Here is a 12,796-nt window from a genome sequence, read left to right on the forward strand (position 1 = left end):
ATCCCCAGGCCCTCCTCAGGCCCTCCTTAGGCCCCCATTTTCTCCAGCATGACGTCAACAAAGCAGGCCTGCTTGGGCAGCGGCCGGGGGTCGCGCGGATAGAGCAGGTGGACCGGCCTTGGCGCTGGCATGGCGTCTTCCAGCAACGGGACCAGCAGCCCGGCGGCTATGTCCGCCGCCAGCAGCACTTCCGGCTGCATCACCACCCCACAGCCAGCCAGTGCCGCGCGCCGCAGCGCCTGGCCGTTGTTGGCCGCCAGCGGCACCGATGACTTGGGCGCCGCGCCATCCTCGGGGGCCGGCCACCCCATGCCTTGCGGCCACAACAGATGATTCAGGCAGCGGTGCCCTGCCAGGTCCGCCAGCGTGCGCGGATGGCCCGCTTGCGCGAGGTAGGCCGGCGCCGCGCAGATCGCCATGCGATACGGCCGCAACGGCCGTGCCACCAGATGGTCGGAGCTGGCCAGTGCGCCGATGCGCACCGCGGCGTCGAAACCATCGGCAATCAGGTCGGTGAAGGCGTCGTCGAGCACCAGTTCCACCGTGACCTCCGGGTAGCGCAGCAGGTAGGCCGAGACCGCCTCGGCTACCGCGGTCTCCCCCAACGTCACCGGCGCGGTCACGCGCAGGCGGCCGCGTGGCTGGCTGTGCAGGCGCTCGGCCACGGTCTCCGCTTTGCGCACGCGCTCCAGGATCTGACGGCATTCCTCCAGGAACAGGTGGCCGGCTTCGGTCAGGCTCTGGCGGCGCGTGCTGCGTTGCAGCAGACGCACGCCCAGATGCCGCTCCAGCTGGCCGACATGCTTGCCTACCATCACCGCCGACAGGCCCAGCGCATCGGCGCAGGCGCTGAAGCTGCCGGCTTCGGCGGCGGCGGCAAACACTTCCATGCTGCGCAGCTTGTCCATGGATTGCTAATCAAAAATTAGGGATGCGCGAAATCCTAGCCCATTTATCCCTCCTGAATCCACTTTCACAATGCATTCCTGATGGCGGCAGAAAGAATGCCGTCTTCCTGGACAACCAGAACCATGGGGAATGCAATGAAAATTGTTGTGATCGGAGCCAGCGGAACGCTCGGGCAGGCGGTAGTACAGAACTTGTCGGCTCGCCACGACGTGGTGCGGGTCGGCAAGTCGCGCGGCGATCATCAGGTCGACCTGACCCGGCCGGAATCCGTGCAGGCCTTGTTCGAAGCGACCGGCCGGGTGGACGCCATCGTCGCCACGACCGGAAGCCTGTTTTTCGGGCCGCTGGCGCAGATGCGGGCCGAAGACTTCGAAATCGGGCTGCAGGACAAGTTGCTCGGGCAGGTGCGGCTGGCACTGGTTGGCCAGCATTTCCTGAACGATGGCGGCTCGATCACACTCACCAGCGGCATCGTCGGCAGCGAGCCGATCCGCATGGGCGCCAATGCCGGCAGCGTCAATGCGGCGCTGGAGGGGTTCGTGCGTAGCGCAGCGCCCGAACTGGAGCGCGGCCTGCGCATCAATGTGGTCAGCCCGACGGTAGTGCAGGAGTCATGGCCCGCGTATGGCGATTTCTTCCCCGGCTTTGAGCCGGTGCCGGCGGCGCGCGTCGCGCTGGCCTTCCAGCGCAGCGTGGAAGGGCCGCGCAACGGGCATGTCTATCGGGTCTGGTGAGGCTGCGCCAAGGCGGCGGCCAGGGCGGGCGTGAGTTCGAGCGCGCTGTTGCCGATGATCTGGCAGATCGCGTCAAGGTCCGCCAGGTCCAGCACGGGCAGGGCGGTGAGCGCTGCCACCGCCTGCGGCTGGTCGCTGGCGACGGCCATGATGCTCGGCACTTCCGGCCAGAGCGGCGGCCTGCCCAGGTCGGGGCGGAACACTTCCAGCTTGGGGAAATCGCTGCGCTTGTAACCCTCCACCAGCACCAGGTCCGTGTTGGCGGGCAGCACGGCCAGCGCATCGGCCAGCTCAGGCGAGGCCTCGGCTTCGGGATAGTGGCGCATCAGCGTGAGGTGCCGCGCGCCCACCAGCACGACATTGGCGCAGCCGGCCTGGCGCATGCGCCAGGAGTCCTTGCCCGGGGTGTCCGGGTCAAAGCCATGGTGGGTGTGCTTGACGCCCGCCACGCGCAGGCCGGCGGCGGCGAACCGCGGGATCACTTGATCCAGCAACGTGGTCTTGCCGCTGCCGGACGCACCGGAGATGCCGAAAACCTTCACGATGTCGGGGGTTGCGAGGGATGAAGCGGCGACGATAGCAGAGAACGGCCGCCGCGGCGCGCATGGCCCCACACGCTGTGTGCGCCGCGCGCGCCGCCGGGCGCACGCACAGGACATCGGCGTGCCTGATAATGTGGCTCATGTCATCGATTCCGCCCCCACGCCCGTCCCGCGCGCCGCCTCCCGCGCTTGCCGCAAGCCGCGACGATGCCCCCGCACGCGCGCCGCGGCATGCCGGCCCACTGCGCTCCGAATGGCGCCGCGGCAGGCCTCTGGGCGGCAACGCGGTCCGTTTGCTGCGCGGCGGCAATGAGTTCTTCCCGGCCTTGGTTGCCGCGATCGATCAAGCTGTATTCTCGGTTTCGCTCGAGACCTACATTTATGCCGACGATGCGGTCGGCGCGGCGGTGAGCGACGCGCTGATCCGTGCCGCCGGGCGCGGCGTGGCCGTGCACCTGGTGGTGGACGGTTTCGGCGCTGGCGACATGCCGGCCGGGCTCGCCGAGCGCCTGCGCGAGGGCGGGGCGAGCCTCAAGATCTTCCGTCCGCTGCGCCGCTTTAGCCTGGCACGGCGCAACCTGCGCCGGCTGCACCGCAAGCTGGCCGTGATCGACCAGCAGATCGGCTTTGTTGGCGGCATCAACATCATCGACGACCACAACCATGGGCCCTTCGAGAGCGCCGGGCTCGGTCCCCGCTACGATTTCGCGGTGGAGGTGCGCGGCCCGCTGGTCAACCAGATCGCGCTGACCGCCGAGCGCCTGTGGTGGCAGCTATCGCTGCGCGGCGAAATGCGCAGCGTTGGCCTGGCGGGGGTGGCGGCGGAGTTTCCGCTGATCACCGACCTGCCGCTGCCGCGCCAGGACCAGGCCGGCGGCATGCGCGCCGTGCTGCTGCTGCGCGACAACCTGCGCAACCGCCGCGCCATCGAGCGCCAGTACCTGCAGGCGTTGGGCGGCGCGCGGCGGGAAGTGATCATTGCCAACGCCTACTTCCTGCCTGGGCACAAGATGCGCCGCGCCCTGCTGGCGTGCCGCAAGCGCGGCGTGCGCGTGCGGCTGCTGCTCCAGGGCAGGGTCGAGTACCGTTTGCAGCACTATGCAACCCATTCGCTCTATGCAACCTTGCTCGGCGCCGGCGTGGAGATCTACGAATACGCCGATAGTTTCCTGCACGCCAAGGTGGCCGTCGTCGACGATGCCTGGGCCACGGTGGGCTCCAGCAACATGGACCCGTTCAGCCTGCTGCTGGCCCGCGAGGCCAATGTCGCGGTCTATGACGGCGCGTTCTGCGCCGAGCTGCGCCAGGAGCTGGAGCACGCCATTGCCTCGCGCAGCATCGAGGTCAAGGCCGCCACGCATGCGCGCCGTTCGGCGGTGCGCCGGATGGCGAACTGGGCCGCCTATATGGTGCTGCGTGTCGGCGTGATCATCGCCGGCGTGACAGGGCGCTACTGATCGCGGGACAATACCCGGTGGGGCGATGCTGCTGTGCATCATTCGCGGCAACAAGGATCGCTATCTCGCTGCGTCGCGGCATGTTGCGGCGCAGGAGCGCGGCCGCTGCGTTTAGAAACCCCGATCTAATTAAAAGCTTGCTGCCAGCGGGCGCGATCACAATAATCTGAACGGTCGTTCTTTTTTGCCTTAGACTGCGTGCATTCGGGTCTGCCAGGCGGTGAAGCAGCCAGCCGGGCAGCGAAAAAAATGCATTACGTCAGGGTCATACGCGGCGCGATCCGTTTCGCGCCGCGAAGAACGGAGAAAAAATCATGCGACACCAGTCAGCTCGTCTCGAATCCGCCACTTCCGCGTCCCCCGCGCCCATGCGCAAGGGGGAAATGACGCGCGTGGCTATTCTGGATGCCGCGCTGGAATTGTCGTCCCGCGACGGGCTCGAAGGCTTGACCATCGGGCTGCTCGCGGAACGCATGCAGATGAGCAAAAGCGGCGTGTTCGCGCATTTCGGTTCGCGCGAGGACTTGCAGGTGGAGGTGGTGCGCGAGTATCACCGCCGGTTCGAGCAGGAGGTTTTCTATCCCTCGCTGCACGAGCCGCGCGGGCTGCCGCGCCTGCAGTCCATGGTGCGCCGCTGGATGGAAAAGCGCATCCAGGAAGTGACCACGGGATGCATCTACATCAGCGGGGCGGTGGAGTACGACGACCGCGCGGAAAGCCCGGTGCGTGACGAACTCGTCAAGAGCGTCACCATCTGGCGCGCCGCGCTGACGCGTGCCATCGACCAGGCACGGGAAGAGGGGCACCTGCGCGCGGATTGCGATCCGCGCCTGATGCTGTTTGAAATGTACAGCCTTGAACTAGGCTTGCATCATGACGCCCGCTTCCTGCGCTTGCCCGCGAGTGCCGAGCTTGCCATGGTCGCGCTCAATAAATTGATTCAGTCCTACCGTACCTGACGCCGCCGCGGCGTCCCGTGCCGGATCGTGCACGGGCGGCGTAGCGGCTTTGCAAACCTCCAAGGAGTCTTTGATGGGCCAGTACACCGCACCGTTGCGCGACATGCAGTTCGTGCTCCATGAATTGCTCGGCGTGGAAGCCGAACTCAAGGCGCTGCCGAAGCACGCCGACGTTGACGCGGACACCATCAACCAGGTGCTTGAGGAAGCCGGCAAGTTCTGCTCCGAGGTCGTGTTCCCGCTCAACCAGAGCGGCGACCGCGAAGGCTGTACCTACGTCGGCGACGGCGTGGTGACGGCGCCCAAGGGCTTCAAGGAAGCGTACAAGCAGTACGTGGAAGCCGGCTGGCCGGCACTGGGCTGCGACCCCGAATACGGCGGCCAGGGCCTGCCTATCCTGGTCAACAATGCCTTGTACGAGATGCTGAACTCGGCCAACCAGGCGTGGACCATGTACCCCGGCCTGTCGCACGGCGCGTACGAAGCGCTGCATGCGCACGGCACGCCCGAGCTGCAGAAGGTCTACCTGCCCAAGCTGGTCTCCGGCGAGTGGACCGGCACCATGTGCCTGACCGAGCCGCATTGCGGCACCGACCTGGGCATCCTGCGCAGCAAGGCCGAGCCGCAGGCCGATGGCTCCTACACCATTACCGGCACCAAGATCTTCATCTCGGCCGGCGAGCACGATCTCTCCGCCAACATCATTCACCTGGTGCTGGCACGGCTGCCGGATGCCCCGCAGGGCACCAAGGGCATCTCGCTGTTCGTGGTGCCTAAGTTCGTCCCCGATGCGAGCGGCAACCCGGGCGAGCGCAACGGCATCAAGTGCGGCTCGATCGAGCACAAGATGGGCATCCACGGCAACGCCACCTGCGTGATGAACCTGGACGGCGCGCGCGGCTGGCTGGTGGGCGAGCCCAACAAGGGCCTGAACGCCATGTTCGTGATGATGAACGCCGCCCGCCTGGGCGTGGGCATGCAGGGCCTCGGGCTGACCGAAGTGGCCTACCAGAACTCGCTGGCGTACGCCAAGGACCGCCTGCAGATGCGCGCGCTGACCGGTCCCAAGGCCCCGGACAAGCCGGCCGACCCGATCATCGTGCACCCGGACGTGCGCCGCATGCTGCTGACGCAGAAGGCCTTTGCCGAAGGCGGCCGCGCGTTCAGCTACTGGACCGCGCTGCAGATCGACCGCGAACTGTCGCACCCGGACGAGTCGGTGCGCAAGGAAGCGGGCGACCTGGTTGCGTTGCTCACGCCCGTGATCAAGGCCTTCCTGACCGACAACGCGTTCACCGCCACCAACGAAGGCATGCAGGTGTTCGGCGGCCACGGCTACATCGCCGAGTGGGGCATGGAGCAGTATGTGCGCGACGCGCGTATCAACATGATCTACGAAGGCACCAACACCATCCAGGCGCTGGACCTGCTGGGGCGCAAGATCCTGGGCGACATGGGCGCCAAGATGAAGGCCTTCGGCAAGATCGTGCAAGCGTTCGTCGAGGAAGAAGGCACCAACGAAGCCATGCAGGAGTTCGTCAACCCGCTGGCCGACCTGGGCGACAAGGTGCAGAAGCTCACCATGGAAATCGGCATGAAGGCCATGGGCAACCCCGACGAAGTCGGCGCGGCCGCCGTGCCTTACCTGCGCGTGGTGGGCCACCTGGTGTTCTCGTACTTCTGGGCCCGCATGGCCAAGATCGCGCTGGAGAAGGAAGCCAGCGGCGACAAGTTCTACACCACCAAGCTGGCGACCGCACGCTTCTACTTTGCCAAGCTGCTGCCGGAGACGGCATCGCAGATCCGCATGGCACGCGCTGGTTCGGCCACGCTGATGGCGCTGGACGCGGATCTGTTCTGACGGACTGTTTGTCCTGAATTAATGCGGTTGTCTTAGCGCGGGCGCAAGCTGTTTGCCACGGCGCTGCGGATGCCGATGGTGTGCTCCCCTCTCCCACGAAATGGGAGAGGGGGAGCACACCGGCAGCAGCAGGAACTGAAGCAACCCCAGCGCCACGCGCAGCCAGCCCACCTCATCTCAACGCTCACTTTCCTAGGAGCGCGCATGTCCAATTTCATCGTCAAGAAGGTCGCCGTGCTGGGTGCCGGCGTCATGGGGGCGCAGATCGCCGCCCATCTCGTCAACGCCCGCGTGCCCGTGGTGCTGTTCGACCTTCCGGCCAAGGAAGGCCCCAAGAACGCCATCTCGCTGCGCGCCATCGAGAACCTGAAGAAGCTCTCGCCGGCACCGCTGGGCATCAAGGACGAAGCCGGCCTGATCCAGGCTGCCAACTACGAGGACGACCTCGCGCTGCTCAAGGAGTGCGACGTGGTGATCGAGGCCATCGCCGAGCGCATGGACTGGAAGCATGACCTGTACAAGAAGGTCGCACCGCACCTGGCATCGCACACGATCTTCGCCACCAATACCTCGGGCCTGTCGATCACCGCGTTGTCCGACGGCTTCGGCGCGGACCTGAAGTCGCGCTTCTGCGGCGTGCACTTCTTCAACCCGCCGCGCTACATGCACCTGGTGGAGCTGATCCCGACCGCCACCACGCAGCCGGCGATCCTGGACCGCCTGGAAACCTTCCTGACTTCCACGCTCGGCAAGGGCGTGGTGCGCGCCAAGGACACGCCGAACTTCATCGCCAACCGCGTTGGCATCTTCTCGATCCTGGCGGTGTTCGCCGAGGCTGAGAAGTACGGCATCCCCTTCGACGTGGTCGACGACCTGACCGGCTCGAAGCTGGGCCGCGCCAAGTCCGCCACCTTCCGCACCGCCGACGTGGTGGGCCTGGACACCATGGCCCACGTGATCAAGACCATGCAGGACACCCTGCTGGACGATCCGTTCGCGCCGGTATACAAGACGCCCGCCGTGCTCAAGGGGCTGGTGGATGCGGGCGCATTGGGCCAGAAGACCGGCGCCGGCTTCTACAAGAAGGAAGGCAAGGCCATCAAGGTGCTGGATCCCAAGACGGGCCAATACGTCGACTCGGGCAAGAAGGCCGACGAGATCGTGGTGCGCATGCTGAAGAAGGAACCGGCCGAGCGCATCAAGCTGCTGCGCGAATCCACCAACCCGCAGGCGCAGTTCCTGTGGGCGGTGTTCCGCGATGTGTTCCACTACATCGGCGTCTACCTCGAGCAGATCGCCGGCTCCGCCGCCGATATCGACCTGGCGATCCGCTGGGGCTTCGGCTGGAACTCCGGTCCTTTCGAGGACTGGCAGTCGGCTGGCTGGAAGCAGGTGGCCCAGTGGGTGAAGGAAGACATCGAAGCCGGCAAGGGCCTGGCCAACGTGGCGCTGCCCGCATGGGTCTTCGAAGGGCCGGTGGCCGAGAACCAGGGCGTGCATGGCGCGCAGGGTTCGTGGTCGCCCGCCGCGCAAGCCTTCGTGCTGCGCAATGCGTTGCCGGTGTACGAGCGCCAAGTGTTCCGTGCCACGGTCAAGGGCACTGCCGCAACGGATCCGCGCAAGGCCGGCCGCACCGTGGAAGAAAACGATGCCGTGCGCATCTGGGTGAGCGAGGGCCAGGACGATGTGCTGGTGGTCTCGTTCAAGAGCAAGATGAACACCATCGGCCCCGACGTGATCGACGGCCTGACGCGCGCCATCGACCTGGCCGAAGCCGAGTACAAGGGCCTGGTGGTGTGGCAGCCCACGTCGCTGCAACTGGGCGCGCCGGGCGGCCCGTTCTCCGCGGGCGCCAACCTGGAAGCCGCGATGCCGGCCTTCATGATGGGCGGCGCCAAGGGCATCGAGCCCTTCGTCAAGAAGTTCCAGGACGGCATGATGCGGGTGAAGTATTCCGCCGTGCCGGTGGTGTCGGCGGCGTCCGGCATCGCGTTGGGCGGCGGCTGCGAGCTGATGCTGCATTCGGCCAAGCGCGTGGCCGCGCTGGAAACCTATATCGGCCTGGTGGAAGTCGGCGTGGGCCTGGTGCCGGCCGGTGGCGGCCTGAAGGAGGCCGCGCTGGCTGCCGCACGTGCTGCGCAAGCCGCCGGCAGCACCAACTACCTGCAGTTCCTCACCAACCGCTTCCAGGCAGCGGCCATGGCCAAGGTCTCCTCCTCGGCGCTGGACGCGCAGAAGCTGGGCTACCTGCAGCCATCGGACACCATCGTGTTCAACGTGCATGAGCTGCTCTACGTGGCGCAGAACGAAGTGCGCGCGCTGTCCAACGCCGGCTACCGCGCCCCGGTGCCGGGCACGCTGGTGCCGGTGGCAGGCCGCTCCGGCATTGCCACCATCAAGGCATCGCTGGCCAATATGCGCGACGGCGGCTTCATCTCCGCGCACGACTTCCTGATTGCCAGCCGCATCGCCGAGGCAGTGTGCGGCGGCGACGTGGAAGCCGGCTCGCTGGTCAGCGAGGAATGGCTGCTGGCGCTGGAACGCAAGGCCTTTGTCGACCTGCTCGGCACGGGCAAGACCCAGGAACGCATCATGGGCATGCTGCAGACCGGCAAGCCGGTGCGCAACTAAGGCAAGCGAGGAACCGACATCATGAAACAACTGCAAGACGCATACATCGTTGCCGCAACCCGCACGCCGATCGGCAAGGCTCCCAAGGGCGCGTTCAAGAACACCCGTCCGGACGACCTGCTGGCCACCATCCTGCGCGCGGCCGTGGCGCAGGTGCCTGACCTCGATCCCAGGCTGATCGAAGACGCCATCGTTGGCTGCGCCATCCCCGAGGCGCAGCAGGGCCTGAACGTCGCGCGCATCGGCGCGCTGCTGTCGGGCCTGCCGAACACCGTGGGCGGCATCACCGTCAACCGCTTCTGCGCCTCCGGCCTGTCGGCCGTGGCCATGGCCGCTGACCGCATCCGCGTGGGCGAGTCCGACGTGATGATCGCCGCTGGCGTGGAATCGATGAGCATGGTGCCGATGATGGGCAATTCGCCGTCGATGTCGCCGGCGATTTTCGAGCGCGACGAGAACATCGGCATCGCCTACGGCATGGGCCTGACCGCCGAGAAGGTCGCACAGCAATGGCAGGTCAGCCGCGAAGACCAGGATGCTTTCTCGCTCGCTTCGCACCAGAAGGCGATCCGCGCCCAGCAGGCCGGCGCGTTCAAGGACGAAATCACCCCGATCGAGATCGTCGAGAAATTCCCCAACCTGGCCAGCGGCCAGGTCGATGTGAAGACACGCACCATCTCGCTCGACGAAGGCCCGCGTCCGGAGACCTCGATCGAAGGCCTGGGCAAGCTGCGCCCGGTGTTTGCCAACAAGGGCAGCGTCACCGCCGGCAACAGCTCGCAGACTTCGGATGGCGCCGGCGCGCTGATCCTGGTTTCGGAGAAGATCCTCAAGCAGTTCAACCTGGTGCCGCTGGCGCGCTTTGTGTCGTTCGCGGTGCGCGGCGTGCCGCCCGAAATCATGGGCATCGGCCCCAAAGAAGCGATTCCCGCGGCGCTCAAGGCAGCCGGCCTCACGCAGGACCAGATGGACTGGATCGAGCTGAACGAGGCCTTCGCCGCGCAGTCGCTGGCGGTGATGCGCGACCTGCAGCTGGATCCGGCCAGGGTCAACCAGATGGGCGGCGCGATTGCACTGGGCCACCCGCTGGGCGCCACCGGTGCGATCCGTTCGGCCACCGTGGTGCATGCGCTGCGCCGTAACAACCTGAAGTACGGCATGGTCACCATGTGCGTCGGCACCGGCATGGGCGCGGCAGGTATCTTCGAGCGCGTCTAAACGCGCCGTGGGGCAGGCAGCCTGGGCGCCAGGTGCGTTCGTGCTGCCCGCCCCGACTCTCTATCAGGTGAAGAAAGCAGTGCCATAACAAGGAGACAGCTGCCGCCTCGATGCGGCCCACCTGACAGGGAGGAAACAACAAGATGCAGGAGACACTCATCCTTGCCGACGCCGCGTGCGACATGCCGCGCGCGCTGATGGCCGAGCTTGGCGTGCGCACGGTGCCGTTCCGCATTCGCGCGGGCGACCGCTTTGTGGCCGACGTGCGCGACGAGCCGGCCTTGCCGTCGCTTTACGCGCAGTATCTGGTCGGCAAGCAGGACCACTACGCCGAATCCGTCCCCTTGCTGGAACGCGAGATCGAAGACCACCTGCTCAAGCATGTGGTGACCTCATGCGACCGCGCGCTGCTGCTCACCATCGCCAGCAGCCGCAGCAAACTGTATGCGCATGCCTCGGGCGCCGTGGTTGGCACCGTGGCCAGGAGCTTCAAGGCACGCAAGGACGCGGGGCGCACGGGGTTGTTCGAGCTGAAGGTGATCGACACCGGCGCGATCGGCCCGGGCCAGGCGCTGATCGTGCGCGAGGCGGCGCGCTTGCTGGGCGGCGGCGCCAGCACGCAAACGGTGGTGGAGGCCGTGGAGACACGCCTGCGCTACGCCGCGCATATGTTCCTGGTGCCCGACGAGTTGCTCTACATGTACACGCGGGCCAAGCACAAGGGCGAGAACAGCATCACCTGGGGCCGCTACATGCTCGGCAGCGCGTTCAATATCCGCCCCGTCGTGCATATGCATCGCGGCCAGACCGAGCCGGTGGCCAAGGCGCGCGGCGCGGACGAAGGCATGCGCCGCGTGATGGCGCATGCGCAGCAGTGCATCCGCAGCGGCCGCTTGCTCAGCCCGGCGGTATCGCTGAGCTATGCCGGGCCACCCGGGGCGATTGAAGCGTTGCCTGCCTATCAGTCGCTCGCGCGCACCGCGCAGCAGCATGGCGTGGAGCTGATGCTGGCGCCGATGAGCCTGACGGTGGCGCTCAACGTCGGCGCAAAGGCGTTCGGGATGAGCTATCTTTGCGAGGATCCGCCGGCGTTCGAGTGAACGGGTTCCAGCATGGCGGGCAAGTCAACCAAGCAGTAAGGAGAAGACGATTTCATGAGCATCCTGACCACTATCGAGCAAGGCATCCTGACCCTTGAGTTCGATCGCCTCGACAAGAAGAACGCCATCACGGCGGCGATGTACCAGGCCATGGCCGATGCGCTGCGCGCCGCCGATGCCGACCCTGCCGTGCGCGTGATCGTGATCCGCGGCAAGCCGGAAGTGTTCACCGCCGGCAACGACCTGGAAGACTTCATGCAGCGCCCGCCCACCTCGGACGAGGGCGGCCAGCCGGCGCCGGTATTCCAGTTCCTGCAGCAGATCAGCCAGGCCAGCAAGCCGCTGGTGGCGGCGGTGAGCGGCCCGGCGGTGGGCGTGGGCACCACCATGCTGCTGCATTGCGACCTGGTCTATGTCTCCGAGACGGCCAAGCTGTCGCTGCCGTTCGTGCAGCTGGGCCTGTGTCCGGAGGCGGCATCGAGCATGCTGCTGCCGCGCCTGCTGGGTCACCAGCGCGCTGCCGAGAAACTGATGCTGGGTGAGGCGTTCAGCGCGCAGGAAGCGCTACAGATCGGCCTGGCCACGCGCGTGCTGCCGGTGGCGGAGCTCAACGAGTTCGTGCAGCAGCAGGCGCTCAAGCTGGCCGCGCTGCCGGCTTCTTCGCTGCGGGAAACCAAGCGGCTGATGAAGGGCAGCGACAAGGCTGCCGTGCAGGCCAGGATGGCGGAGGAGGGCGAGGTGTTCCGGCGCATGCTGCAGGCACCGGAAGCCAAGGAGGCGTTCAAGGCGTTCTTCGAGAAGCGCCGCCCGGATTTCTCGCAGTTTAGCTAAGGCGCATGGAAACCGCCGCTGCGCACTCAGGCCGGCGGCGTGTCCTTTGCCTTCGGCAGCACGCGCGGCTGGCGTGTATCGTCGGTGGCAACGTAGGTCAGGGTGGCTTCGGTCACTTTGACGATCTCGTTGCTGTGGCGCATGCGTTGCGCATAGACCTCCACCGATACGGTGATCGAGGTGCGGCCCGTCTTCTCGATATCGGCGTAGAAGCTCACCAGGTCGCCGACAAAGACTGGATGCTTGAACAGGAAGGAGTTCACCGCCACGGTGGCCACGCGGCCTTGGGCGCGTTCCACCGCCGGGATCGAGCCGGCGATGTCCACCTGGGCCATGATCCAGCCTCCGAAGACGTCGCCATGCACATTGGCATCCGCCGGCATGGGGACCACGCGCAGTGCGGGATTCTTGCCAGGGGGCAGGCAGGGGAGGACGTTGGCTTGATTCATGATGGCTGCTTGATGAGGCTGGATAGGGTTGGGGCGGGGTAGGGCGGACTGCGGCGGAGTGACCTTGCCGCCGCGCGGCCCGGGCGTCGCGGCGCTGCCGTGACG

11 protein-coding genes are annotated in these 12,796 nt (G+C 66.5%); 8 read left to right on the plus strand and 3 right to left on the minus strand.

The window, feature by feature from the left end; all coding sequences use genetic code 11:
- Positions 1-26: 26 nt before the first annotated feature.
- Positions 27-908: a LysR family transcriptional regulator gene (locus tag ACX12D_RS02590; RefSeq protein WP_459372813.1), complete on the minus strand. Its 882-nt coding sequence runs from the start codon at positions 906-908 to the stop codon at positions 27-29.
- A 135-nt stretch (positions 909-1,043) separates the two neighbouring features.
- Between ACX12D_RS02590 and ACX12D_RS02595 the strand changes: the two genes are divergently transcribed.
- Positions 1,044-1,643, plus strand: coding sequence for a short chain dehydrogenase (locus tag ACX12D_RS02595; RefSeq protein ID WP_459372814.1), 600 nt, complete (start codon positions 1,044-1,046; stop codon positions 1,641-1,643).
- Here the strand turns inward: ACX12D_RS02595 and mobB are convergent.
- Positions 1,628-2,185, minus strand: a complete 558-nt coding sequence (mobB, locus tag ACX12D_RS02600; protein ID WP_459372815.1) for a molybdopterin-guanine dinucleotide biosynthesis protein B — start codon at positions 2,183-2,185, stop codon at positions 1,628-1,630. The two genes, ACX12D_RS02595 and mobB, sit on opposite strands and share 16 nt — an antisense overlap.
- 140 nt (positions 2,186-2,325) lie before the next feature.
- Here mobB and clsB point away from each other — a divergent pair, with 140 nt between their 5' ends.
- The 7 genes from clsB to ACX12D_RS02635 all read left to right on the plus strand — a co-directional run bounded on the left by clsB (position 2,326) and on the right by ACX12D_RS02635 (position 12,242).
- A complete protein-coding gene (gene clsB / locus ACX12D_RS02605; protein WP_459372816.1) occupies positions 2,326-3,642 on the plus strand; it encodes a cardiolipin synthase ClsB in 1,317 nt (438 codons plus the stop codon).
- Positions 3,643-4,010: 368 nt separating this feature from the next.
- A complete protein-coding gene (locus tag ACX12D_RS02610) occupies positions 4,011-4,601 on the plus strand; it encodes a TetR/AcrR family transcriptional regulator (protein ID WP_043343612.1) in 591 nt (196 codons plus the stop codon).
- Positions 4,602-4,674: 73 nt separating this feature from the next.
- Positions 4,675-6,462, plus strand: coding sequence for an acyl-CoA dehydrogenase C-terminal domain-containing protein (locus ACX12D_RS02615; RefSeq protein WP_183035550.1), 1,788 nt, complete (start codon positions 4,675-4,677; stop codon positions 6,460-6,462).
- Between the two features lie 204 nt (positions 6,463-6,666).
- Positions 6,667-9,093 (plus strand): 3-hydroxyacyl-CoA dehydrogenase/enoyl-CoA hydratase family protein, encoded by a 2,427-nt coding sequence (locus tag ACX12D_RS02620; protein WP_459372817.1) that lies wholly within the window; start codon positions 6,667-6,669, stop codon positions 9,091-9,093.
- Positions 9,094-9,111: 18 nt separating this feature from the next.
- Positions 9,112-10,311, plus strand: a complete 1,200-nt coding sequence (locus tag ACX12D_RS02625) for an acetyl-CoA C-acyltransferase (RefSeq protein ID WP_459373909.1) — start codon at positions 9,112-9,114, stop codon at positions 10,309-10,311.
- Positions 10,312-10,454: 143 nt separating this feature from the next.
- The gene (locus tag ACX12D_RS02630) at positions 10,455-11,411 is read left to right on the plus strand and encodes a DegV family protein (RefSeq protein ID WP_459372818.1); all 957 of its coding nucleotides are present in this window, start codon (positions 10,455-10,457) and stop codon (positions 11,409-11,411) included.
- Between the two features lie 54 nt (positions 11,412-11,465).
- Entirely contained in the window at positions 11,466-12,242 is a 777-nt protein-coding gene (locus ACX12D_RS02635; RefSeq protein WP_459372819.1) for an enoyl-CoA hydratase, read from the plus strand.
- Positions 12,243-12,268: 26 nt separating this feature from the next.
- On the opposite strand, the gene ACX12D_RS02640 is transcribed toward ACX12D_RS02635, so the two are convergent.
- Positions 12,269-12,691, minus strand: coding sequence for an acyl-CoA thioesterase (locus ACX12D_RS02640; RefSeq protein WP_459372820.1), 423 nt, complete (start codon positions 12,689-12,691; stop codon positions 12,269-12,271).
- Positions 12,692-12,796 lie beyond the last annotated feature (105 nt).

It is taken from the genome of Cupriavidus sp. PET2-C1, assembly GCF_054515855.1.